This window comes from Cellulomonas sp. S1-8 (assembly GCF_026184235.1).
Classification (GTDB): Bacteria; Actinomycetota; Actinomycetes; order Actinomycetales; family Cellulomonadaceae; genus Cellulomonas.
Genome location: NZ_CP110806.1, coordinates 119,672 through 142,981 on the forward strand (window position 1 = coordinate 119,672; position 23,310 = coordinate 142,981).

Below are 23,310 nucleotides of genomic sequence, written 5' to 3' on the forward strand. Positions count from 1 at the left end.
AGGGCTGCGCATCGGGCCCGTCCCTCGACGTCGAGGGCTGTGCCGCGGTGCCGTCCCCCTGACGGCTGGACACGGGCGTCGTCGACGTCCGCGCCGTCCCCCCGCGGATCTGCAACGCTGCAGGAGCGGGTTGAGCGAATGCTCCCCGGTCGAGAGGTTTAACGTCAACCCTGTCGCGTTGTCGGTATTCGCCCGCGGGGCGCGCGACCCCGCTGGTCGGATCGATTTTTCATTCTTGACCCCGCCCCTGCCCAGGAACAGACTGCCGGAACGGGGCAAACCGGACGCAGCGCGGCAACCGCGACGGCCGACGGTCGCCGCAGGCGTGGTCCGCGGCTGCCCGGCGCAGGGGGAGCGTCGTCGGCGAGGCGCGGGCCGGACGGGTCGCGGTGCCGGGACCCGGGGGCCGCGTCCGGCCGCGTGTCGGACGGGGGCGGCATGGCGTGGTTTCGTGTCACCTCGTCATGCGCGCCGACGGTGCGCGCGCGCCTGTCCGCCGCCGGGCTGCACGACGCGACCGACGACCCGGTCGGCCCGACCGGGGAGCCCGGGGTGGTCGTCCTCGCCGACGCGCGGGCCGCGTTCGACCCGCGGCGCCTCGGCGGGGACGCGGGTCGCGTCCTGGTCGCCCTGGCGCCCGGCGTGGACGTCGACCCCTGGTACCTGCTCGCGGGCGGGGCGGCGGACGTCGTGCACCTGCTCGACGACGACCTGGGCCCCGTCCTCGAGCGGTTGCGCCGCTGGCAGGACGTCGACGCCCTCGTGCGCTCGGAGGCGCAGCGCGCCGGGATGGTCGGTGCCTCGCCCGCGTGGCAACGGTTCCTGCGGGACCTGGTCGAGGTCGCACGGTGGTCCACGGCGCCCGTGCTGCTGGTCGGCGAGACCGGCGCGGGCAAGGAGGTCGCGGCGCACGTCGTGCACCAGGTCGACGCGCGCCGCCGCGAGCGCGAGCTCGTGCTGCTGGACTGCACGACGGTGGTCCCGACGCTCGCCGGCAGCGAGTTCTTCGGTCACGAGAAGGGCGCGTTCACGGGTGCGACGACGGCCCACGAGGGGGCGTTCGCGCGTGCGGACGGCGGCACGCTGTTCCTCGACGAGGTCGGCGACCTGCCCCCCGCGCTGCAGGCCGCGCTGCTGCGCGTCGTCCAGGAGGGCACGTACCAGACGGTCGGTGGCACGCGTCGACGGCGCACGGACTTCCGGCTCGTCGCCGCGACCCACCGCGACCTGCGCGCCGACGGCTTCCGCGCTGACCTCTACCACCGGCTCGCGGCGACGACGCTGCGGGTCCCGTCGCTGCGGGAGCGCCCGGACGACGTGCTGCCGCTGTTCCGCCACTTCCTGTCCGAGCAGCGCGCCCGCGGGGCCCCCGGTGCGTCGGCGGCGGTGCGTCGGGCGGCCGCCGTCCCGCGCGACGCGGGCGCCCCCCGCGACGACGGACCGGAGGTCTCGCCCGAGGTCGTCGACGCGCTACGCGGGCACGACTGGCCGGGCAACGTGCGTGAGCTGCGCCAGCTCGCCGTCCGGGTCGCGGCCCGGCACGTCGGGGACGGCCCGGTGACACCGGGCGACCTCCCGCCGGAGGACCGCCCGGCGCCGGCGTCCGCGCCGCACGGGATCGCGCCGCACGGGATCGCGACGGACGGGATCGCGACGGACGGGATCAGCGCGCCGCACCGCGCGCTGCCGGAGGGTGACGCCCCCTGGGAGTCCGGGCTGGAGACGGCGGTCCGCGACGCACTGAGCGCGGGCGTCGGCCTCAAGGAGCTCAAGGCCCGTACCGCCGACGTGGCCACGCGCGTCGCGCTGGACGTGGGAGGCGGCACGCTCGCCGCCGCGCGCATGCTCGGGGTCAGCCGGCGCGCGCTCGACTACCGGACGGCGGGCCAGGCGCGTCCTGCGTCCACCGGCCCCAGCTCGGATGCGAGCTCGTAGAGGTACTCCGCGATCTCCTTCCACGCCACGTCCGCGCCGGGCTGCTCGGGCTGCTTGCCCGCCGTGAGGTCCCGCGCGCGCTTGTAGTCCGAGAACCGGAAGAACGCGTACCTGATCAGCGGTTCGACCATCGAGCCGCGCCCCGCGGGTCCCACGTCCCGGCCCCACCGGGGCTCGGGGTGCGCGGGCAGCACGAGCGGGACGGGGCTCAGCGCGAACCAGTTGCCGAGGGACCCGAGCCAGGTCACGACCGACGTCCTGCCCGGCCCGGTGATCGCCGGGGCGAGCGCCCCGGTGTGCGGCACCAGCAGGTAGGGCGTGACGGTGCGCGGCGCGAGGTCCTGCGGGTCGTGCCGGTAGGTGATGAGGAACGCCTGCGGGTACGGCGTGCGCGCCTGGCGCTCGCGGATGTACTTCAGTCCCTCGATGATCTCCCGCACGTTGTGCGGCTTGACCTCGGCGAAGCCGCGCACCCCGCCGCCGTAGCGCGGCTTGTTCGCCGTCGACAGCGGCGGGGGCGGCAGCATCGTGCGCCGGTTGTCGGTCTTGGTGGCCATCTCGGTCTCCTCGGCGGATCGGTCCCGGTGCTCACACCGGGACGGGGGTGGTGGCCGGCGCCCGGCGGACGCGGGCGACGAGGCGGCGGACGTTGCCCGCCAGGACGAGCGCGAGGTCGTCGCGCGCGAGGCCGAGCCCGCGGACCTTGGCGAGCTCAGCCGCCGGGTGCAGGTACGGGCCGTCGGTGCCGAACAGCACCTTGTGGGCCCCCGCGCGCCGCACGGCGTCGAGCAGCACGTCGACGTACCGCACGCCGGACGTGTCGGTGTGGACGTTGGGCCGGCGCTCCAGCAGGTCGACGAACCGGGTCTGCGCGCGCCAGTCGTCGGCGAACGACGACAGGTGCGGCACGACCCACGCGACGTCGGGGTAGCGGTCGGCGAAGTGCGCGACCTGGTCGACGTCGCCGCCGGGGTCGTGCACGACGGGCAGCGCGCGGGCCTGGGCGGCGCGGGCGACCTCGTCGGTCATGGGTCCGTCGCGCCAGTGCACCTTGATCGCGCGGAACCCCCACGCGTCGACGGCCGTGGTGACCATGGCGTCGATGCGGCCCGCGTCGGCGCGGGGGCCGACGAACACGATGCCGGTCCACCGCTGCGGGGCGCCCTGCACGATCCGGGCGACGTGCCGGTTCGCCGCGGGGTAGTCGTCGGACGGCGGCGCCATGAGCAGGGTGTGCCCGATGCCGACGTGCCGGGCGCGCGCGGTGTAGCGGCGCAGCGCGGCGTCGGGGTGGTCGTCGCCCAGGGGGTCGGGCATGACGTCCCCGAGCCCGGCGTGGCAGTGCGCGTCGACGATCATCGCGGCACCCCCGGCCATCGCGGCACCCCCGGCCGTGGCCCCGTCGGCGACGTGGCGGCCACGCGCACGGCGGCCAGGACGCGTCGGACGTCGGCGGGCGTGTGCTCGGCCGTGACGACGAACGTCAGGACGGGCGCGGGCAGGCACGCGGGCGCCAGGACGAGGGCCCGTACCCCCCGACCGCGCAGCACCCGCGCCGCCCGTGCGGGGTCGGGTCCGCGGGCGTGCACCACGGGGAACGGTCGTCCGACGATCCCGAGCCCCAGGCGCAGCAGGCCCGCACGCAGGGCCCCGACCAGCCACCACAACCGGCGCCGACGACCCTCGAGCGCGCGCTGCGCGGCCGGCGCGGTCGCGTCGTCGGCCGCCCGCAGGTCCGCGGCCGTCGGCGGGCTCGCGTGCCACCGCGTGCCGTGCACCGCGAGCCGGGCCACGACGTCCCGCGGCCCGGCCGTCACGGCCAGCGGCGCACCGAGGCCCTTGGCGAGCGACACCACCTGCACGGCGCCGACGGGCCGGCCGCCGGACCACCGCCACGTGCCGGCCCCGCCAGGCCCCAGGACGCCGAACGCCTGCGTGTCGTCGACGACGAGCGTGCCGCCCGCCGCCCGCGCCACGCGCTCCAGCGCCGTCAGCGGTGCCGGCCGGTTGCACGCCGCGCACCAGCCGTCGGTCACCACGACGGGCCGCGGCCCCGCCCCCGCGAGCGCGCGCACGAGGTCGTCGACGTCGTGGTGCGCGAAGGTGCGCACCACGGGCGCCGACGCCCCCGCCGCTAGCCTGACCAGCGGGTACGCACCCGCGTCGACGATCACGGCTGACGGCGCGAGCACGTCGACCACGTCGACGAGCGCGTGCAGCGCGGAGCGGTGGACGACCCCCGCGGGCGCCCCGAGGCGGGCCGCGACGCGCGCGGCGACCCGACGGGCGACCGCCGGCTCGCCGAGCGCCGCCGCGCGGCCCGTCGTGAGGGACGACCACCCGCCGGACCGCCCCGCGGGGTGGTGCACGCCCAGGAACAGCGACGACGTCAGGTCGAGCACGTCGCACCCCTAGGCGCGCTGGCGGGCGCGGTTGCGCCGCGCGAGCAGCACCGCGGGCATCGTCGCGTCGACCCCCAGCTGCAGGTCGACGCCCGTGACCGTGCGGTACGCGTGGACGTACCGGTGCACCGGGTCGCGCATGAGCCGCGCCCAGTTGGCCGCCGAGTCCGCCGTGAGGTTCACCGCCGACCAGTCGCCCCACCGCACGCTCATGACGAGCTGCTCGCCGTACACCGCCAGCTCGTGGAAGTGCGTGACGGACGTGTCGCCCCAGCCGCACAGCGAGCGCAGCGTGTCGACGCGGTCCATCCACGGCTCCTCGTACGGCACCATCGGCCGCCCGCCGAGGAACTCGCGCATCTCGGGCTGCGCCAGCACGTACTGCATCGCGAGGGTCTCGATCCGCGACTGCAGCGGCACCCCGTCGAACTGGTTCTCCGCACCCTCCGCGAGCACGCGGTGCGTGTCCCGCAGGGCGTTGAGCACGGGGAACGCGTCCGCGACGACCGTGGTGTCGTCGTCGAGGCGGTAGAACACCAGCGCCTCGTGCAGCAGCGTGTGGAACGACTCGAGGAACCGGCTGCGCCGCTCCACGTACTGCAGCGACCCGGGCACGGCGCGGCCGATGATGTCGAGCCCGTACTCGTACTGGTACTCGGCCGCGCGACGGCGCACCGTCAGCCGGTCGATCTCGTGGTCGCCCCACGTGTACAGCAGGTTCCGCAGCGGCCGCAGGTAGCTCAGCGAGAACCGCTGCAGGGCGTCGCCCCCGCGCGGCAGCCGGCGGTTCTGGAACCGGGCGAGGATGAGGTTGAGCACCTGGAAGATGCCCGACTCCTCGTTCCAGTACGTCCAGATGAGCTCGACCGGTGCCGGCCGGTCGAGCAGGTCGTCGTCGATGTCCGCGACGACGTCGGTGGCCGTGCGGCCGAACCGGGCGTCGGGGTAGCGGCTCGCGACGTTCTCGAGGTACGGCAGGTTGCCGCGCTCCAGGTAGTTGCCACCCGGGTCGATGATCGTCGTGGTGTCGCGCTCGAGGAACTCGCGCGTCGCCCGCAGGATCACCTCGTACGCGGCGGGCGAGAACGCGCCGCCCGTCTCGCGCACCAGCGTGCGGTCGACGTGCAGCTGGTAGTCCGCGAACCGCCGGGCGCGTGTCACCCGCAGGATCTCCTGCGTGAGGACGACGTCGCTCGTCGGGGCCATGGCCGTGCGTGCGAGCTGCACGCGGGCCGGCTCGGGCTCGTCCTGGGGCGTCGACGTGCCGACGACGTGGAACTCGCTCTCGGCGACGACCTGCTCGGGGTCGACCCCGAGGTCCACGACCTGCACGACGTACGAGCCGGACGGGGCGTCGACGATGGGCAGGCCGACCTTCGCGGTGGTGCCGCCCCCGGGGGGCGCCAGCTCACGGGTCGTCGTCCCGAACTCCGCCGGGCCGACCAGCCGGGCCTCGTAGCTGCGGTGGCGCGTGAGCTCGGAGGCGACGAACCGGACCTCGCCGTCCTTGAACCTGGGCGTCTGGATCTTGACCATGGGACTTCCCTTCAGGGCTGGGCGCTGGCCGCGACGGGTGCCGCGTGGCGCTGTGGTGCGGGACGGGTGTGCGGACGGGCCATGACGTCGATGGACGAGCGGACCGCCCACGCGGCCAGCACGTCCGCGAGCACCGCGGACTCCTGCTGCGGTGCGACCAGGCCGGCCCCGCGGGCCTGCCCCATGACCGCGAGCACGAGCGTCGGGGGGCGGCGGGCCAGCACGGCCAGGTCGTCGCCCCACGTGCGGCGCAGCGCCAGCAGACGCTCGGGCCGGCGGGTGCCCAGCGGCAGGACGTCGGCGATCGCCCGCCCACCGAGCGACGGCGGGCAGTGGCTCGCCATCAGGTCGGCGAACGCGTCGGCCGTGCCCTCGAGCCGCGCGATCTCCGCGCGGACCTCCGGGCTCACGTCCTGCTCCGGGTAGCAGGCCTTCCACGCCGCGACGAGCGCATCCCACTGCGGGTGCGGGTAGAACCGGCGGCCGATCGCCGCCGACAGCAGCACCCGCACGTACGGCATGGGGTGGGGGTCGCCGCGCGGCGGGCGGAACGTCAGCGCGCGCGGCAGGCTCACGACGGCCAGCAGGCCGAGCGTCGAGGAGATGCCGAGCTTGCCGACGGACCACAGGTCCGCGACGCACTCCGACACCGTCGAGTGCCACCCGTCCCACGCGGCCGCCTCCGCGGGACGCGCGCGGACGCGGCGCCGGGCGATCGCGTCCTGCAGCGACGGCACCAGCTCGAGCTGCGCCGCGACCTGGTGACCCACCTCGTGGATCAGGGACGACGCGACCCCGTGCCCGACCATCCGCTCCCGCGGGATGCGGATGATCGCCACGGGCGACAGGCGCCCGCCCGGCAGCCGCGTGCGCGCCCGCCGGATCGCGGCACCCGCACCGCGCGCCAGGTAGCAGACCAGGGGCGGCGGCTCGACCGGTGGGTCCGGCATGCGGATCGCGTCCGCCGCCAGCCGGTCGAGCCCCGACAGCCACACCCCGGTGCCCTGCTCGGAACGCTGCGTGACCACCTCGGCGAAGACGTCGAGCTGGGAGAGCACGTCGTTGAAGCGCATGCGGATCGCGACGAACCGGCGCTGCTGCTCCCACGCGGGCGCCGCGGCGCCCGGCCCGGTGAGCCAGTCGAGGAACCCCTCGACCTGGTCGCGCAGCGTCGTGCGCCCGGCGTGCAGGAACTGCTCGATCGCGCGGTGCGCGTCGTAGGGCAGCGCCGCCGCGAGCACCATCGTCTCGGTCATGACGAACGGCCGCAGCCGGCCCAGGCGCACCAGCAGCGCCTCGGCCTCCTGCGCGACGAGCGCGGGCGCCAGCAGGGCGCCGTCCAGGCCCCCGAGGGTGCGCTCCGCATGCGTGGCGGTCATGCGAACTCGAACCCGGTCTCGTCGGCGCCGTCCTCGACGCCGTCCCAGACGTCCGCGCCGTCGTCCCACGGGGTGGCCCAGCCGGGCCACGCCGGGACGGGCCAGGCGTCGCCGCCCCACGCGCCCCAGGACGGTCCGCCGCGCGGGGTCGGACGAGGGCGCCGGCGCGGCTGCCGACGGGGGTCGTACCCGCCGTCACCCGAGCCGCCGTACCCCGAGCCGCCGTACCCCGACCGGGTGCGGGACGTGCCGGACCCGCCGGTCCCGCGGTAGCCACCCGACCCGCCGGACGAGCTCGACCCGCGGTACCCGCCGGACGATCCGCCGCGGCTGGACCCACCACGGCCCGAGGCGCCGCGGGAGGCACCGGAGTGCGCCCCGGAACCACCCTGCGAACGTCCGGTGCGCGGACCGTACGCCGCGCCGAGCCGCTGCCCGCGCCGGTCGCGCCAGCCGGGCGCCGAGGGGCGCACCAGCGCCGGTGCGTAGCGTCGTGCCGCCGCGATCGTCGCGCTGCGGGCCACCGTGGCCGGCGGCACCGAGGGCGGCGCGGCCGCCGCGTACCGGGCGGTCGCGCGTCCGAGCTGCACGAACCGACGGGCGGCCTCGAGCTCGGCCTCCTCCTCGCCCAGCGCCTCGGCCTCCTCCGCCTCGAGCAGCTTGGACGCCATCGAGCCGAGCTTGCCGCCGATCGCGGTGCCCACGCCGGGCGCGACGAAGCTGCCGATCGCGGACCCGACCATGGGCAGCGCGACCTTCGCGACGCTCTTCAGCGCACCCGTGACGGCTTTGCCGACCCCCGACTTCAGGAACTTGCCGGCGCCCTTGACGAGCTTGCCGAGGAACTGGTCGAGCTCCTCCTCGGACGTGATCTCGAGCAGCTCGTACGCGAGCTCCTCCTCCGACTCGCCCTCGTCCTCGCCCTCCCACTCGCCCTCGGACTCGCCCTCGCCGGACCACTCGCCCTCGCCGGACCACTCGTTCTCGGACTCGCCGGTCCACTCGGACTCGCCGGACCACTCGCCCTCGCCGGACCACTCGCCCTCGGACTCGCCCTCGCCGGACCACCCGCCGGGGACCTCCCACTCCTGCAGGGCCACCTCGCCGGACCACTCCTGCCGGCCGTTGCTCTGGTACGTCATGGCACGTCTCCTCACGCGTCGAGCAGGACGATGTTGCGACCGCGGCGCACCCAGCGACCGCTGGCCTTGCGGGGGCCGCCCGGGCGGGTCGGACCCCCGGGCTGGGGCGGGCGCATGCCCGCGACGACGGGCGCGAGCGGCGGCAGGTGCCGGCGTGCGGCGGCGGTGGCGGCGCGCTGCGCGGCCACCTGCGGCGGCATCCCGGGCGGTGCGCCGGACGCGACGCGGGCGGTCTCGTCGGCGAACCGCACGAACGCGCGGCTCACCTCGAGCTCCCGGTCCTCCTGCGACAGCCCTTCGAGCTCGGCCTCGAGCTTGCCGGCGAGGTACCCGCCGGCCTTGCTGCCCGCGTCGGCGCCGAGCCACGGCACCGCCCCGCCGACGGCGCGTCCGACGTGCGGCAGCGCCTGCTTGGCCGCGGTCTTCAGCAGCCCTCCGACGGCGCGGCCCGCGTCGGACGAGACGAACGCCTTGCCGGCGCTCACCGCGCCCTTGAGCAGGGAGCCGAGGAACTGGTCCAGCTCCTCCTCCGACGTGACCTCGAGCAGCTCGGTCGCGAGGCCGATCTCGGCCCGCCCGTCCAGCTCGTCCTCGGACTCGCCCTCCCAGGCGCTCTCCTGGCCCATCTCGAAGAGGGCTCGGTCGATGTCATGCATGGGCACATCCCTTTCCCCGCTGCGGACTTCCGTCACAGCAGGTACATGCACGTTCCGTGCCACACCGCCGACCGCGTCCTCCCGGCGGCTTCCCACCGACCGCAGCCCCGCCGAGCTCGTCCTCCAGCGGCTCCCCAGGAGCCGGAAGCCGCTGGAGGACGAGCTCGACGGCCGTGGGTGGCGGTGGAACGGGGTGGAACGGGGGTGGAGCGGGGGGTGAGCGGGCGGTGGCTGGTGGTGGGGCCCGGGGCACACCCGCACGGAACCCCTCTTCCCTCGCGCGAACCCCCCTTCCACCGACAGACCCCCTTCCACCGACAGACCCCCTTCCACCGGCGAACCCCTTGCACCGGCGAACCCCTTGCACCGGCGAACCCCTTGCACCGGCGGACCCCTGGCACCGGCGGACCCCTTGCACCGGCGCACCCTCCACCGGCGCACCCCTTGCACCGGCGCACCCTCCACCGGCGCACCCCCCCACCCGGCGAGCCCTCCTCCTCGAGCGCGGGGGAAACGTGTCGAGCGCGGGGGAAACAACCCCCGCGCTCGAGCGTTGTCCCCCGCGCTCGGCGAAAGGGGCACACCGGGGGAGGTGGGTGGGTGCGGAGGGGGGCCGCGTCAGTGGGGTGTCAGGGGGTGGTGCGGTACTTGGCGACCGTGCGTCGGGCGACGTGGATGCCGCGGGACGCCAGGCGTGCGCAGGCCTCGGCGTCGGTGCGCGGAGGGTCGTCGGACGCGAACAGCGACCGGACCGCGTCGCGCGCGGCCTGCGACGTGCCGAACAGCGCCGCCAACGGCAGCACCCGCCGCCCGGGCAGCGCGACGACCGCCCCGCTGACCGCGCGGGACACGGTCGACGCGTGCAGCCCGAGGCGGTCGGCGACCTGCGCGCGCGTCAGCGGCCGGTGGGCCGACCGCCCGTGCCGCACGAACCCCTCCTGCACGTCGACCGCGACGGCCGTCACCCGGCGCAGCGTGTCGGCGCGCCGGCCCAGCAGGTAGATCAGGCGGTGCGCGTCGGCCACGTGGGCGTCGCGCCACGCGGCGGCGGCGGGGTCCAGGGCCAGGGCCGTGAGCTCGTCGTCGAGGCCGATCCCCAGGTCGTCGGGGCCGAGCGCGTCGACGACGAGCCGGCCGGCGACCTCGCGGACGACGACGTCGGGCGGGGTGGTGGGGCCGTCGCGGGCGGCCACGGGGAGCGGTGCCGGCGTCAGGCGCGTGCGGATCACGTGCATGGCCGCCTCCAGCGCGTCGGGCGTGGCGTCGACGTGGGTCGCGAGGTCCGGTGTCCCGAGGCGCGCGAGGTGGTCGCGCAGCAGCACGAGGACGAGGTCGGGTGCACCGTGCGCGACGTGCCGGGCGGCCTGGGCGACGAGGCTCGCGTGCAGGCCGCGCGCGGCGGTGCCCGGTGGCGCGGACGCGCGGACGGCGGCGAGTGCGGCGGCGAGCCGCGGCGGCGGGGGGTCGGGGGTGTCGGGCGGCAGGAGCCCCCGGTCGTCGAGGAGCGCCAGCACGGCGTCGACGTCGTCCTCGCGGCCGTGCGGGACGAGGGCGCGGGCGTCGAGCCGCACGCGCTCGCGGGCGTCGACGGGTGAGGCGGGGTCCAGCGACTGCACGTCGACGCCCGACCCGCTGCAGGTGGGGCACCGGCCGCCCCGCAGCGCCGAGGCGCACCACCGGCAACGGCGCGGTGACCCGCGGACGAGCACGGGGTTCGCCGCGACGCGGGCCTCGACGCCTGCGTCGACGTCGGCCTGGGTCGCCGTCAGCACGTCGAGCAGCTGCCGCGCGACGACGCTCAGCGTGCCGTGCTGCTCGAGCCCGTGCGCCAGCGCCGGGCCGTGGGCCCCCTCCACCCCGCCAGTCTGACGCCACCGGCCGGCTGTCGTCGACGCCGGTCCCGACGGCCGGGACGACGGCCGTGCGCGACGGGGCTGAGGTCCCAGGACCCGTCGAGCCGCACCTGAGCCCGGTCTCGACGAGCCGCCGGGAGCCCCTCCGCGTGACGGCCCCGTGGCGTACCCTGGGGCCAGATCAGCCACAACTGAACACGCTGCTCGAACCGCGGCGGGAGAGCTCCCGTCGGCCGCCCGCGAGGGTGGCAGCGCGGGGCGCCGAAGGAGCAATCCTCCCCGGAAATCTCTCAGGCACCCGTACCGCCGCGGCGAGGCAACTCTGGAAAGCGGTGCCGGCTAGGTCCGGCACCCACCGACGGTGCAAGCCGGCGCGCCCCGGAGCCACGGCCCCCACGGGCACGGCTCATGGCGGACCGGCAAAACTCTCAGGTCGCCCCGTACGGGGTGGATGACAGAGCGGGGAGCCCCTGCCCGTCCCGACCGTGCCCCGTCACGGCCGGACGACCCCGTGGAGCAGCCCGTGACCGACCTCGCCGTGCCCGCCGTGGCCCCCGCCGCGCCCACCGCACCCGCCACCCCCCACGCGCCGCCGCGCTCGCCGGCCGCCGACGGCTTCGCCGACCGGCACATCGGGCCGCGCGGGGACGAGACCGCGCGCATGCTCGCGACCCTCGGCTACGCCGACCTCGACGCGCTCGTCGACGCGGCCGTGCCCGCGACGATCCGCACCGACCGCCCGCTCGACCTGCCCGCGGCGCGCTCGGAGGAGGAGGTCCTCGCAGCGCTGCGCGCGATCGCCGGCCGCAACCGCGTGCTGCGCCCGATGATCGGCCAGGGCTACTCCGGCACGGTGACGCCCGCCGTGATCCGCCGCAACGTGCTCGAGTCCCCCGCCTGGTACACCGCCTACACGCCGTACCAGCCGGAGATCTCGCAGGGCCGCCTCGAGGCGCTGCTGAACTTCCAGACCGTGGTGTCCGACCTCACGGGTCTCGACGTGGCCAACGCCTCCCTGCTCGACGAGGCCACGGCCGTCGCCGAGGCCGTCGCCCTGATGTGGCGCGCGTCGCGGGCGACGACGGGCACGGTCGTGCTGGACGCCGACCTGTTCGGCCAGTCGATCGCGGTCGCGCGCGGGCGTGCGGAGGCGGTCGGGCTGCCCGTCGTCGTCGCGGACCTCACCGACGGCCTGCCGGACGTCGACGGGCCGCTCGTCGGGGTCGTCGTGCAGCAGGTGGGCGCGTCGGGAGAGCTGCGCGACCTGCGCGCGCTGGTCGCGGCCGCCCAGGAGCGCGGCGCGCTGGTGACGGTCGCCGCGGACCTGCTGGCGCTCACGCTCGTGACGACGCCCGGTGAGCTGGGCGCGGACGTCGCGGTCGGCTCGGCGCAGCGGTTCGGCGTCCCGCTGTTCGGCGGTGGCCCGCACGCCGCGTTCATGGCGGTGCGGACGGGGTTGGCGCGGACGCTGCCCGGGCGGCTGGTCGGGGTCTCGGTCGACGCCGACGGCGCGCCGGCGTACCGCCTGGCGCTGCAGACCCGTGAGCAGCACATCCGCCGCGAGAAGGCGACGAGCAACATCTGCACCGCGCAGGCGCTGCTCGCGATCGTCGCGTCGATGTTCGCGGTCTACCACGGGCCGGACGGGCTCGCGGCGATCGCGCGGCGCGTCCACGGCGCGGCCGTGTGCCTCGCGGGCGTGCTGCGCGAGGTCGACGTCGAGGTCGTCCACGAGCACGTCTTCGACACCGTGTGCACGCGCGTCCCGGGCCGTGCCCGGGCGGTCGTCGCGGCGGCGGCGGCCCGCGGCATCAACGTCTGGGCCCCGGACGACGACCACGTGCAGGTCGCGTGCGACGAGACGACGCGCGGCGACGACCTGCTGAACGTGGTCCTCGCGTTCGCCGACGCGGGCACGACCAGCATCGCGGCGGGCGACGACGGCGCGCACGACGTGGGATTCGTCGGACCGCGTCCCACGGACGTGCCCGCGCACCTGGCGCGCAGCACCGACTACCTCACGCACCCGGTGTTCCACGTGAATCGTTCCGAGACGGCGATGCTGCGCTACCTGCGTCGCCTGTCCGACAAGGACCTCGCGCTCGACCGGACGATGATCCCGCTGGGCTCGTGCACCATGAAGCTCAACGCGACAGCCGAGATGGAGCCCATCTCCTGGCCCGAGTTCGCCGACGTGCACCCGTACGCCCCGGCCGACCAGACGCAGGGCTACGCGGCCCTCGTCACCGAGCTGCAGGACTGGCTCGCCGAGATCACCGGGTACGCCGCCGTGAGCGTGCAGCCCAACGCCGGCTCGCAGGGCGAGCTCGCGGGCCTGCTCGCCATCCACGCGTACCACGAGGCGACCCGGGCCGAGGGCGACGAGCACCGTGACCTCTGTCTGATCCCCGCCTCGGCGCACGGCACCAACGCGGCGTCGGCGGCGCTCGCGGGCCTCAAGGTCGTCGTCGTGGCGACGGCCGAGGACGGCGAGGTCGACCTGGCCGACCTGCGCGCCAAGCTCGACCAGCACGGCGCGCGCGTCGCGGCGATCATGATCACCTACCCCTCGACGCACGGCGTCTACGAGGCGCACCTGCGCGAGGTCTGCGACCTGGTACACGCCGCGGGCGGGCAGGTGTACATCGACGGCGCCAACCTCAACGCGCTCGTCGGGCTGGCCCGCCCGGGTGAGCTGGGGGGCGACGTCTCGCACCTCAACCTGCACAAGACGTTCTGCATCCCGCACGGCGGCGGCGGCCCGGGCGTCGGGCCCGTCGCGGTCGCGGCGCACCTCGCGCCGTACCTGCCGGGCGACCCGACGCCGGGTGCGCGGCCGCCGAGGGCTGGGACGCCGGGGGCTGGGACGCCGGGTGCGACCGGTCCGGTCGTCCCCCCGGTCTCGGCCGCGCCCTGGGGCTCCGCCGGCATCCTGCCGATCTCGTGGGCGTACGTCGCGCTCATGGGTCCCGACGGGCTGCGGCGCGCGACCGAGACGGCCGTGCTGGCTGCGAACTACCTGGCCACGCGCCTGCGCGAGCACTTCCCCGTGCTCTACGCGGGGCCCGGCGGCCTGGTCGCGCACGAGTGCATCCTCGACCTGCGCCCCCTGACCAAGGCCACCGGCGTCACGGCCGAGGACGTCGCCAAGCGCCTCATGGACTACGGCTTCCACGCGCCGACCCTGTCGTTCCCGGTCGCCGGGACGCTCATGGTGGAGCCCACCGAGAGCGAGGACCTCGCCGAGCTCGACCGGTTCGTCGACGCGCTCGTCGCGATCCGCGCCGAGATCACCGACGTCGCCGACGGCCGCTGGCCGCTGGAGAGCTCGCCGCTGCGCCAGGCCCCGCACACCGCGGCGTCCGTCAGCGCCGACGTGTGGGAGCACCCCTACGGCCGCGAGCAGGCCGCGTTCGGCGTCCCGTCGCTGCGGGCCGGCAAGTACTGGCCGCCGGTGCGCCGCATCGACGGTGCGCGCGGCGACCGTCACCTCGTCTGCTCGTGCCCGCCCGTCGAGGCGTACGCGGACGACGTCCGATGACGCCCGCCGACCCCACCGCGCCCGACCGCACCGCGCCCGACCCCACGCAGGGAGCCCCGATGCCCGACCGCCTCTCCCCCCTGCACGACGAGCACGTCGCCCTCGGCGCCGCGCTGACGCCGTTCGCGGGGTGGCAGATGCCCCTGCGGTACACCTCCGACCTGGCCGAGCACACGGCCGTCCGCACCGCGGCCGGCCTGTTCGACCTGTCGCACATGGGTGAGATCGAGGTCACCGGCCCCGACGCGGCCGCGTTCCTGGACCGCGCGCTGGTCGGCAACCTCACGGCGCTGCGGGTGCTCGGCGCGCGGTACACGATGATCGTCGACGAGCACGGCGGGGTCGTCGACGACCTCGTCGTCTACCGCACGGGCGAGCACGTGTACCTCGTCGTCGCGAACGCCTCCAACCACGAGGTCGTCCTGGCGGAGCTGCGTGAGCGTGCCGATCGCGCCCGGCTCGACGTCGGGCTCGACGCAGCGGTGGCCGACCGCTCCGCCGCCACCGCGCTCGTCGCGGTGCAGGGGCCGCACGCGCTCGCGGTCGTCGAGGCGCTGCCCGGCCTGACGGCCGACCCGGACGGGCCCGCCGACGTGACGCCCGCGACGCTGAAGTACTACGCGTGCCTGCCGCTGCGGTTCGACGGCGCCCCCGTGCTCGTCGCCCGCACGGGGTACACGGGTGAGGACGGCTTCGAGTTCTTCGTCGACGCCGCGGGGGCGCCGGCGCTGTGGCGTGCGCTGCTCGCCGCGGGTGCCGGCCACGGGCTCGTCCCGGCGGGGCTGTCCGCGCGCGACTCCCTGCGCCTCGAGGCCGGCATGCCGCTGTACGGCAACGAGCTCGACCGCACCACGACGCCGCACGACGCCGGCCTGGGCCGGGTCGTCAAGCTCGACAAGGTCGACGCCGACGGGGTGCCGGTGCCGTTCGTCGGCCGCGACGCGCTCGCGGCGCGTGCGCAGTCCGCGTCCGCGCGCGTCCTCGTCGGTCTGCAGGGTCTCGGGCGGCGTGCGGCCCGGCACGGGTACGACGTCGTCGCGTCGACCCAGCCCGACGCGCCCGTCGTCGGGACCGTGACGTCGGGGGCTCCCTCGCCGACGCTCGGCTACCCCGTGGCGATGGCGTACGTGACGCCCGAGGTCGGCGCCGAGGGTCAGGAGCTGGCCGTCGACGTCCGCGGGCGCCGCGAACCCGTGCGCGTCGTGCCCCTTCCCTTCTACCGTCGTCCTCGGTGACGGTCGCTGCGTCGCAGCACCGCCACCTCGACCTCCCCGTACGACCCGACCCGACAGGAGCACCGATGGCTGCCGAGCTGCCGACGACGTTGCAGTACACCGCCGAGCACGAGTGGATCGACGCGGGGTCGCCCGTGACGGTGGGCATCACCGCGGTCGCCGCGGACGCACTGGGTGACATCGTGTTCGTCGAGCTGCCCGCTGCGGGCTCCGACGTCGCTGCGGGGGCCGTGATCGGCGAGATCGAGTCGACCAAGTCCGTCTCCGAGCTGTTCTCCCCCGTGACGGGGACCGTCGTCGAGGTCAACCAGGCAGTCGTCGACGACCCGTCCCTGGTCAACACGGACCCTTACGGCGAGGGCTGGCTGCTGCGCGTCGACGTGACGTCCACGGGTCCGCTGCTGACGGCCGAGGAGTACGGGGCTGTGAACCCTTGAGCCGAACGGGTAGGTGGTGACACCCACGGGGTGAGCCGTTCGGGTGAGAGGTTGGACAACTGTCCATACGTCCGAGTGCTTGCCCCGAACGGGTGACATGGCGCACAGTGCTAGGAGGACGGCGTTCGCCCCGGGACGTATCAGGGGGCTTCGGGCGTCGTCTTGTCAGGTGCAGCGATCGGCACCGCGGGGGGGAACTCACGGTGATTCAGAGAAGTCGGCAAAAGTCGCGTCATAGCGACCGGGTACGGCGCTCTCATCCGGTACGCAGCCCACGCGGAGCCGGAGAGTCCGGCCCCGCCGCCCCACCGGAGGACATCATGAGCATGCTGGACACGAGCGTGAACCCGCACACCATGGGGACCCACTCGCTCACCCGTCGCGAGCGGGTCGTGCTGGCCGAGCTGGCCGAGGACGTGACGCTCGAGGAGATCGCGACCCGGCTGTTCGTCACGCGCAACACCGTGAAGTCCCAGGTGCGCAGCGTCTACCGCAAGATCGGCGTGTCCACCCGCGCCGAGGCGGTCGCCTGGGCCGAGGCCCACGGGATCCGCTGACCCCACGCCGCCCCGGAGGGGCGGGAGGGATCCCTCCGTGCTGCACCCAGCCCGCACGTCCCGTTCGGCCGGTCCTCCCCGGCCGTGCGTGCGACGTGCCCGGCCGCGCCACGATGTCGTGACCCGGCTGTGACACATGGCTGGCAGACTCGTCGCATGACCCCTGTGCTCGTCGTGGCCGCTGCCGTGGTCGACGACCTCGACGACCCTCGCCTGCTGCTCGCGGCCCGCCGCGCCTACCCGGCGAGCCTGGCCGGCCGCTGGGAGTTCCCCGGCGGCAAGGTCGAGGAAGGCGAGACACCCGAGGCTGCGCTGCACCGCGAGATCCGCGAGGAGCTCGGCGTCCGTGTGGGCCTCGGCGTGGAGCTGCTCGGTCCGGACGACGGTGTCTGGCGGATCTCCGAGCAGTACGTCCTGCGGCTGTGGTTCGCCGAGGTGCTCGACGGCGAGCCCGAGCCCCTCGACGAGCACGACGAGCTGCGGTGGCTGCCCGACGGCCAGTGGTTCGACGTGCCCTGGCTCGACGCCGACGTGCGGGTCGTCGAGGGCATCACGCAGTTCGTCGCGTCCTTCCCCTCGAGCGGCCGCAGCGCGATCGGCCGCACCGCCTGAGCGCTGCACGGCCCGTCAGCGGCCCGTGCGCGACCCGTTCGCCTGCAGCGAACGAGGCCGCGCGACCACTTGGCACTCCCCGAGGGAGAGTGCTAATTCTTGACGTGTAGCCACCCGGCGGAGGCTCCCGCCGGGGTACCACGGGACCCGGGAGGTCCGGGCCCGACGTCGAGGAGGTGAGGGCATGGCTACCCGTTTCGACCCGTTCCAGGAGATGGACCGCGTGCTCGCGCAGGTCCTGGCGTCGGACCGCGCCGCGGCCACCATGCCGCTGGACCTGTACCGCGACGGCGACCACTACGTCCTGCACGTCGACCTGCCGGGCGCGGACCCGGGCACGATCGACGTCGGCGTGGACGACCGCACCCTGACGATCCGCGCCGAGCGCACCGCCCGCACGGACCACGACGTGCAGTGGCTCGCCAAGGAGCGCCCCGTCGGCACCTACGCCCGGCAGCTGACCGTCGGCCGCGGCCTGGCGCTCGACAGGATCAGCGCGACCTACGCCGACGGCGTGCTGACGCTGACTGTCCCGGTGGCCGAGGAGGCCAAGCCGCGCCGCATCGAGGTCCAGCACGGCGCCTCGCCGACGTCCATCGCGGCGTCCGCCACCGCCGGCTGACCACCACCCCGGGCTGGATTGCTCTCTCACCCCCCCAGCGGGGTGCGCCCGACCCCCCACGGCCGTGAGAGAGCAATCCAGTTCTGCGCCCCACCCCCTCCACCCCGGTGAGAGAGCAATTCAGATCGTCCCGCGCCGACCCCGACAGCCCGTGAGAGAGCAATCCAGCCCGTCCCGCACCGACCCCAACAGCCCGTGAGAGAGCAATCCAGCCCGTCCCGCGCCGACCCCAACAGCCCGTGAGAGAGCAATCCAGATCGTCGCTCGCGGCGGGTCGCGTCAGGACCGGGCGGCGAGGGTCGTCGTGAGGCGGGCGAGGGCGTCGGTGAGGATCTCGCGCGACGTCGCCAGATTGAGCCGGACGTGCCCGTCGCCGCCGGCGCCGAAGGTCGGGCCCGAGTTGACGGCGAGCCGTCCCTGGTGGAGCAGGATGCGCGCCGGGTCGGTGCCCGCCGCGGCGACGGCCGGGGTCTCGCGGACGTCGAGCCACGCGAAGTACGTCGCCGCGGGCCGGGTCCAGCGCGCCGACGGGAGCTGCTCGGCGAGGGTCGCGGCAGCGAGGTCGCCGTTGCTGCGGATGGCCCCGCGCACGTCGTCGAGCCAGGCGTCCCCGTGCTGGTAGGCGGCCTGGTGCGCGATCGACGCGACGTGGCTGACGCCGTGACCCACGATCTCGGGCAGGCGGGCCAGGTCGTCGGCCGCCGGGCCCGGCACGGCCAGCGCGGCCTTGAGCCCGGCGAGGTTGAACGCCTTCGAGGCCGAGTGCAGCGCGATGGCATCGGGGATGACCGTCGTCGTGGGGACGAACGGCTCGTCGCCGACGGTGAGCGGTGCGTGGATCTCGTCGGCGACGACGCGCACGCCGTGTCGCGTCGCGAGCTCGCCGACCGCCCGCAGCTCGTCCCGGGTGTGCAGGGTGCCCGTCGGGTTGTGCGGGTGGCACAGCAGGTAGACGGACGCGTCCGCGAACGCCCGGTCGAGGGCGTCGAGGTCGAGCCGCCCCTCCGTCGTCAGGGGGGCGGTGACGACCTGCCGCCCCGCGTGCTCGACGAACGCCCGGAACGGCGGGTACACCGGCGGGTTGATGACGACGCGGTCGCCCGGCGACGACAGCACGCCCAGCACCTCGACGATCCCGAGCATGACGTCGGGGAGCATCCGGGTGCGGTCCACGGGCACGTCCCAGCCGTGCTGCCGAGCGGCGAACCCGGCGAAGGCCTCGGCGTAAGCCGTGCCGAGGCGGCTCGTCGGGCCGGCCTCGTACCCGGTGTCGCCGGCGAGCATCGCCCCCGTGACGGCGGTGACGACCGCGTCGAGCGGCGCGGCGTCCATCTCCGCGACGAACGCGGGGAGCACGTCGTCGGGGTACGTGTGCCACTTCAGCGAGGTGCGCCGACGCATCTCGGCGACGGTCACGTCGAAGGGAGATCCCATGCACCGCAGGGTAGGCGAGCCCGCTCGGGGCTGGAACGACCTCTCGCGCCCGGGGGTGGGTGGGGGTGGGGCTGGATCGACCTCTCGCGCCCCTGGTGGGGTGGCCCCTCTGGGGTGAGAGGTCGATCCAGCCCTTCCTGCGTCAGAGCGTGGCGCGGACCGTGCGGGTCGCGGCGACCAGGTGCTCGAGGGAGGGGTCGACCTCCTCGTAGCGGCGGGTCTTGAGGCCGCAGTCCGGGTTGACCCAGAGCTGGTCGACGTCGATGGTGCGGACCGCCTCGGCCAGCAGCTCGGTGACCTCGGCCTGCGACGGGACGCGCGGCGAGTGGATGTCGTAGACGCCCGGGCCGACGGCCCGCGGGTAACCGGCCGCGGCGATGTCGCCGAGGATCTCCATCTTCGAGCGGGCCGCCTCGATGCTGGTCACGTCGGCGTCGAGGCCGTCGATCGCCTCCATGATCTCGCCGAACTCCGAGTAGCACAGGTGCGTGTGGATCTGCGTGTCCGCACGCACGCCGGCCGTCGACAGGCGGAAGGAGCGCACCGACCAGTCGAGGTACGCGGCGTGGTCCTTCTCGCGCAGCGGCAGCAGCTCGCGGATCGCGGGCTCGTCGACCTGGACGATGGCGATGCCCGCGGCCTCGAGGTCGGCGATCTCGTCGCGCAGCGCGAGGGCCACCTGATTCGCGGTGTCGCCGAGCGGCTGGTCGTCGCGCACGAACGACCACGCGAGGATCGTCACCGGGCCCGTGAGCATGCCCTTCATCAGCTTCTGCGTGAGCGACTGGGCGTACTGCGCCCAGGCGACCGTGATGGGCGCGGGCCGCGACACGTCGCCCCACAGGATCGACGGGCGCGTGCAGCGCGAGCCGTACGACTGCACCCAGCCGTTCTGCGTGACCGCGAACCCGTCGAGGTTCTCGGCGAAGTACTGGACCATGTCGTTACGCTCGGGCTCGCCGTGCACCAGGACGTCGAGGCCGATCCGCTCCTGCAGCTCGACGACGCGGCGGATCTCCGCCTTCATCTCGTCCTCGTACTGCTCCGCCGTGAGCTCGCCCTTGCCGAAGGCGGCGCGCGCCTTGCGGATCTCCGGGGTCTGCGGGAACGACCCGATGGTCGTCGTCGGCAGCGCGGGGAGGTTCAGGCGTGCGGCCTGGGCCGCCTTGCGCTCGGCGAAGGGGCCGCGACGGAACTGCTCGTCCGTCAGCGCGGCCGCGCGCTCGCGGACCTCGGGGCGCACGACGCCCGGCGCGGTGGCGCGGCTGCGCACGGCGTCCGACGCCGCGAGCAGCTGGGAGTGGATCGCCTCGCGGCCCTCGGTCAGGCCCTCGGCGAGGGTCGCGACCTCGCGGACCTTCTCGTCGGCGAACGCGAGCCACTGCACCAGGGTGCGGTCGAGCGCGGGCTCGTCGTCGAGGGTGTGCGGGACGTGGAACAGCGACGTCGACGTGCCCACGGTGACGGCCGCGGCGCCGAGCGTCTCGAGCTGCTCGAGGACCGCGAGCTTCGCGTCGAGGTCCGCGCGCCAGATGTTGTGGCCGTCGATCACGCCGCCGACGACCGTCTTGTTCGCCAGGCCCGGGACGGAGACCGTCGGGGCGTCGCCGCGGACCAGGTCGAGCGCGAGGCCCTCGACGTCGGTGGCCGCGAGGGCCGGCAGGGCGGCACCCAGGTCGCCGTACGGCGCAGCGAGCAGGATCGCGGGCCGCTGCGGGCGCGCGAGCTCGGTGGCCAGGACGCGGTAGGCGCGCGTCGCGGCGTCGGCCAGGACCTCGGCCGAGACTCCGACGGAGTCGGAGACGAGCGCCGGCTCGTCGATCTGCACCCAGGTGGCACCGGCCGCCGCGAGCTCGGTGAGCAGGCGCGCGTACACGGGGAGGATGTCGTCGAGGCGGTCGATCGGCGAGAAGCCGGGCGGGGAGTCCTCGGTCGCCTTGGCGAGCGCGAGGTACGTCACGGGGCCGACGACGACGGGCCGCGTGAGGACGCCGTCGGCGAGGGCCTCGGTGAACTCGGCGACGGGACGGTCCGACGCGTAGCGGAACTGCGTGTCCGGGCCGATCTCGGGGACGAGGTAGTGGTAGTTCGTGTCGAACCACTTGGTCATCTCGAGCGGCAGGTCGTCGCCGCGGCCGCGCGCGACCGTCGAGTAGCCGGCCAGGTCGAGGCGGCCGTCCGCGTCCTGCAGGTCCGCGAACCGGGCCGGGACGGCGCCGACGAGCGCGGTCGCGTCGAGCACCTGGTCGTAGAACGAGAACGCGCTGGGGATGGCGGGCGCGTCGGTGGGCAGGCCGAGCTCGGCCAGGCGCGTGCGGGTGCGGCGGCGCAGGTCGGCGGCGACGGCCTCGACCTCGTCGGCCGAGGTGCGGCCGGCCCAGAACGACTCGAGGGCCTTCTTGAGCTCGCGGCGCGGGCCGATGCGGGGGTAGCCGAGGACGGAACCGGCGGGGAAGGCCGGGGTCGCCGGCACGGCGGGCGTGGAGTCGGTCATGACAGGTTTCCTCGCGGGGTCGTCGTGGTCGCGTCGGCGGGGCTGCCGTCGGGCGCGGTGAGGTCGTGGGCGGCGGCCGGGGAGGTCAGGGCCGCGGGGTTCGGGGTGACGGCGCTGCGGCGGCCACCGATGAGATCGGCGCCGTCGAGCAGGTCGAGCGCCGCCTCGTGCGTGTTGAACGTGTAGACGTGGACGCCGGGGGCGCCGCCGTCGAGCACGCCGTTGACCAGGTCGACCCCGGCCTGCGTGCCCCGGCGGTGCCGCTCGGCGACGTCGTCGGTCGAGCCCAGCAGGTCGAGCAGCCGACGCGGGACGGGCACACCCGTCAGCTCCTGCACGCGCAGCAGCCGTGCCGGGTCGGTCGTCGGGATGATGCCCGGGACGATCGGGATGGTGACGCCCGCGGTGCGCGCCTCGGCGACGAGGCCCAGGTACGCCTCGGCCTCGAAGAAGACCTGCGAGATCGCGAAGTCGGCGCCCGCCTCCTGCTTGGCGAGGAGCGACTGCACGTCCTGCGCGCGGGTACCGCCGGTCGCGTGGTTGCCGCGCGGGAACGCCGCGACGGCGACCGACAACGGCCGCACCCGCGCACGGACGGCCTGCGCGGGGCTGCGCCCGCACCGGCCGCGCTCGATGTCGCGCAGCAGGTCGACGAGCTCGGCTGCGGTCTGCACGCCGTCGGGGTGCGGGCTCCAGTCGGCCTCGCCCGCGGGCGGGTCCCCGCGCAGCGCCAGGAACGAGCGCACGCCCTCGTCGAGGAACTCCTCGACGATCGTCGAGACCTCCTCGCGCGACGTCCCGACGCAGGTCAGGTGCGCGATCGGGTTCAGCGACGTCTCGCGCAGCAGCCGACGGACCAGGGCCCGCGTGGTCTGCCGCGTCTTGCCCGACGCGCCGTACGTCACCGACACGAAGTCGGGCTCGACGGCCTCGAGCTCACGCACCGTCGCCCACAGGCGCGGCGCAGCGTCGGGGTTGCGGGGCGGGAACAGCTCGAACGAGACGGTCGGCCGGTCGAGGGCGCCCGCCTGCTCCGCACGTCGTCGCGCGGCGCGCGAGGGGGTGACGGCGGGTGCGGTCGGGGCGTCGGCCACGACGCTCATCGGACGCGACCCGCGGGGCACGCGGGTGCGGTGCGGCGAGGGCCGCACGAGGGGTCGGTGGCAGGAAGGCGCACGCTCATCGTCACTCCATCGTTCCTGGCGGAAGCACCCACACCCTCACGCGGAGGGGGGTTGCTGCGGCGTCGTCGAGCCAGGTCTCTCAGCCGCTCTGGATGGTCGCCGAGGATCGTAGCCCGGCTGCCCGGATGGCGGACAGGATGGCTCGCCAGGTGAGACAGCAGTGTCCGCTCCGCGGGCCCTGACCCTGGACGGGGCAACGGGCCCGCCGGATCGTGTCACACCTGCCCGGTGCGCGGTGTCCCAGGGGTGACGGGTCGGCACCGGCCCGTCACGACCGCCCGTGAGCGTGGG

Annotated in this window: 18 protein-coding genes and 2 riboswitches; of the genes, 7 read left to right on the forward strand and 11 right to left on the reverse strand. The window is 75.2% G+C overall.

Features of this window, described 5'->3' with window-relative positions; translation table 11 throughout:
• Positions 1-438: 438 nt before the first annotated feature.
• Positions 439-1,935 carry a sigma 54-interacting transcriptional regulator gene (locus OKX07_RS00535; RefSeq protein WP_265629916.1) on the forward strand — a complete coding sequence of 499 codons (1,497 nt, stop codon included), beginning with the start codon at positions 439-441 and terminating at the stop codon, positions 1,933-1,935.
• Here the strand turns inward: OKX07_RS00535 and OKX07_RS00540 are convergent.
• The 8 genes from OKX07_RS00540 to OKX07_RS00575 all read right to left on the reverse strand — a co-directional run bounded on the left by OKX07_RS00540 (position 1,872) and on the right by OKX07_RS00575 (position 10,906).
• Entirely contained in the window at positions 1,872-2,492 is a 621-nt protein-coding gene (locus OKX07_RS00540) for a hypothetical protein (protein WP_265629917.1), read from the reverse strand. The two genes, OKX07_RS00535 and OKX07_RS00540, sit on opposite strands and share 64 nt — an antisense overlap.
• 31 nt (positions 2,493-2,523) lie before the next feature.
• Positions 2,524-3,312 (reverse strand): amidohydrolase family protein, encoded by a 789-nt coding sequence (locus OKX07_RS00545; RefSeq protein WP_265629918.1) that lies wholly within the window; start codon positions 3,310-3,312, stop codon positions 2,524-2,526.
• Positions 3,291-4,337, reverse strand: coding sequence for an aminotransferase class I/II-fold pyridoxal phosphate-dependent enzyme (locus OKX07_RS00550; protein WP_265629919.1), 1,047 nt, complete (start codon positions 4,335-4,337; stop codon positions 3,291-3,293). The genes OKX07_RS00545 and OKX07_RS00550 overlap by 22 nt, the downstream gene beginning before the upstream one ends.
• Before the next feature lie 9 nt (positions 4,338-4,346).
• Entirely contained in the window at positions 4,347-5,873 is a 1,527-nt protein-coding gene (locus OKX07_RS00555) for a hypothetical protein (RefSeq protein WP_265629920.1), read from the reverse strand.
• An 11-nt stretch (positions 5,874-5,884) separates the two neighbouring features.
• Positions 5,885-7,252 carry a hypothetical protein gene (locus OKX07_RS00560; protein WP_265629921.1) on the reverse strand — a complete coding sequence of 456 codons (1,368 nt, stop codon included), beginning with the start codon at positions 7,250-7,252 and terminating at the stop codon, positions 5,885-5,887.
• Positions 7,249-8,394, reverse strand: a complete 1,146-nt coding sequence (locus tag OKX07_RS00565; protein WP_265629922.1) for a hypothetical protein — start codon at positions 8,392-8,394, stop codon at positions 7,249-7,251. The genes OKX07_RS00560 and OKX07_RS00565 overlap by 4 nt, the downstream gene beginning before the upstream one ends.
• Positions 8,395-8,405: 11 nt before the next feature.
• Positions 8,406-9,050 carry a hypothetical protein gene (locus tag OKX07_RS00570; protein ID WP_265629923.1) on the reverse strand — a complete coding sequence of 215 codons (645 nt, stop codon included), beginning with the start codon at positions 9,048-9,050 and terminating at the stop codon, positions 8,406-8,408.
• Between the two features lie 629 nt (positions 9,051-9,679).
• Positions 9,680-10,906 (reverse strand): hypothetical protein, encoded by a 1,227-nt coding sequence (locus OKX07_RS00575; protein WP_265629924.1) that lies wholly within the window; start codon positions 10,904-10,906, stop codon positions 9,680-9,682.
• Between the two features lie 202 nt (positions 10,907-11,108).
• A riboswitch (glycine riboswitch) is annotated at positions 11,109-11,219 on the forward strand.
• Positions 11,220-11,564: 345 nt separating this feature from the next.
• Between OKX07_RS00575 and gcvP the strand changes: the two genes are divergently transcribed.
• The 6 genes from gcvP (at position 11,565) to OKX07_RS00605 (ending at position 17,907) form a co-directional block, all read left to right on the forward strand.
• Positions 11,565-14,444, forward strand: a complete 2,880-nt coding sequence (gene gcvP / locus OKX07_RS00580; protein WP_416220858.1) for an aminomethyl-transferring glycine dehydrogenase — start codon at positions 11,565-11,567, stop codon at positions 14,442-14,444.
• 59 nt (positions 14,445-14,503) lie between these two features.
• Positions 14,504-15,679 carry a glycine cleavage system aminomethyltransferase GcvT gene (gene gcvT / locus OKX07_RS00585; RefSeq protein ID WP_265629925.1) on the forward strand — a complete coding sequence of 392 codons (1,176 nt, stop codon included), beginning with the start codon at positions 14,504-14,506 and terminating at the stop codon, positions 15,677-15,679.
• Between the two features lie 65 nt (positions 15,680-15,744).
• Positions 15,745-16,116, forward strand: coding sequence for a glycine cleavage system protein GcvH (gene gcvH, locus OKX07_RS00590; protein ID WP_265629926.1), 372 nt, complete (start codon positions 15,745-15,747; stop codon positions 16,114-16,116).
• A 320-nt stretch (positions 16,117-16,436) separates the two neighbouring features.
• Positions 16,437-16,673: a helix-turn-helix domain-containing protein gene (locus OKX07_RS00595; protein WP_265629927.1), complete on the forward strand. Its 237-nt coding sequence runs from the start codon at positions 16,437-16,439 to the stop codon at positions 16,671-16,673.
• A gap of 156 nt (positions 16,674-16,829) precedes the next feature.
• Entirely contained in the window at positions 16,830-17,285 is a 456-nt protein-coding gene (locus OKX07_RS00600; RefSeq protein WP_265629928.1) for a (deoxy)nucleoside triphosphate pyrophosphohydrolase, read from the forward strand.
• Positions 17,286-17,469: 184 nt separating this feature from the next.
• The gene (locus tag OKX07_RS00605; protein WP_265629929.1) at positions 17,470-17,907 is read left to right on the forward strand and encodes an Hsp20/alpha crystallin family protein; all 438 of its coding nucleotides are present in this window, start codon (positions 17,470-17,472) and stop codon (positions 17,905-17,907) included.
• A gap of 279 nt (positions 17,908-18,186) precedes the next feature.
• On the opposite strand, the gene OKX07_RS00610 is transcribed toward OKX07_RS00605, so the two are convergent.
• From OKX07_RS00610 to OKX07_RS00620, 3 genes are all read right to left on the reverse strand, one after another.
• Complete coding sequence (locus OKX07_RS00610) at positions 18,187-19,341, reverse strand: MalY/PatB family protein (protein ID WP_265629930.1); 1,155 nt, start codon at positions 19,339-19,341, stop codon at positions 18,187-18,189.
• Between the two features lie 142 nt (positions 19,342-19,483).
• The gene (gene metE, locus OKX07_RS00615) at positions 19,484-21,835 is read right to left on the reverse strand and encodes a 5-methyltetrahydropteroyltriglutamate--homocysteine S-methyltransferase (RefSeq protein ID WP_265629931.1); all 2,352 of its coding nucleotides are present in this window, start codon (positions 21,833-21,835) and stop codon (positions 19,484-19,486) included.
• Entirely contained in the window at positions 21,832-22,938 is a 1,107-nt protein-coding gene (locus OKX07_RS00620) for a methylenetetrahydrofolate reductase (protein ID WP_265629932.1), read from the reverse strand. Before OKX07_RS00620 ends, metE begins: the two co-directional genes overlap by 4 nt.
• Before the next feature lie 73 nt (positions 22,939-23,011).
• Positions 23,012-23,118, reverse strand: a riboswitch (SAM riboswitch).
• Positions 23,119-23,310 lie beyond the last annotated feature (192 nt).